The 1,007-nt window shown below is 46.0% G+C and carries 1 protein-coding gene; it reads right to left on the reverse strand.

Annotated elements, in window-relative coordinates; all coding sequences use genetic code 11:
- Window positions 1-79: 79 nt before the first annotated feature.
- Window positions 80-1,007 (reverse strand): sigma-54-dependent transcriptional regulator (locus R7E42_RS25865; RefSeq protein WP_318073367.1); only part of this gene is annotated, 928 nt, incomplete at its 5' end.

Genomic DNA, 1,007 nt, shown 5'->3' on the forward strand with positions numbered 1-1,007 from the left:
CAGATGGTTGCTAGTCACTCTGAATTTTGGTGCAAAAAAGCGTTTGAGCTTACTGATGTAGACCTCAAACGCTTTGTTGTTATCGCGACTTATAATTGCCCTTTTCAATTCCGTGCTTTTTCATTCTCAAATACAGCTTTTTACGCGGTATTTGCAGATGGTTTGCCGCATCCGTAATTCGCCCGGAGTGCAAAAACAGCGCATCTTCTATGAGCTGCTTTTCAAAATCGTCCACCAAATCATCCAATGGAAGCTGAATCTCATTTTGTGAGTAGATGCGCTCTTTACCCGTTAACTTAACAATTCCGATTGCGTATAACTCAGCGATGTTTCTTAGCTCACGGATGTTGCCCGGCCACGGATAGCCTCTCAGTAGCGCAAGATAGCTAGAGTCGACATTTGGCAATGTTTTGCCTAATTTCTTACAACTCAGTTTTAAGAAGTAATGAAATATCGTCACGATGTCGTCAGGGCGCTGACGCAATGGCGGTACGTGAACCACGCCTTGGTTGAGTAGATAGTACAGTTCCGGCAGCAATTGATTTTTGGTGATGTACGCTTCCGGTTCTGAGTCAAAAATCGTTACAACACGCAGATTCTTTTTCCCACAACGTTCTCGCGCCAATAACAATTGAGCCAGATGCCGTTGCCCCTCTTCAGGCAGTTCAGGTAAGTTCTCTAACACAAGTAAACACGACTGCTGTTTGTCGATGGCGTCATCAATGCTATCCGTTGTTGTGGCTGCACTGAGAGCAAAAGAGCCATACTCCGTTTCTTCACTCTTAGACATCATGTCTTTAATTAACCCCGCAACGCTGTGACGCCCAGTGCCCGACTCACCATAAACCACCACGTGCGTGTCCAGTAACGCGTATTGGGCAACAAGCTTGCGGATCTGCTCCATATGCGCAGACTTACCAGTTAATGAGCGCGAAATAGATTTCTCCGCCTGTAGCTGCAATTCCACCTGGCTGCTTCGAGTTTCAAGCTGCTGTTTTACTAGTGTT

The organism is Vibrio sp. Vb1337 (genome assembly GCF_033338715.1).
GTDB classification, from domain to species: domain Bacteria; phylum Pseudomonadota; class Gammaproteobacteria; order Enterobacterales; family Vibrionaceae; genus Vibrio; species Vibrio alginolyticus.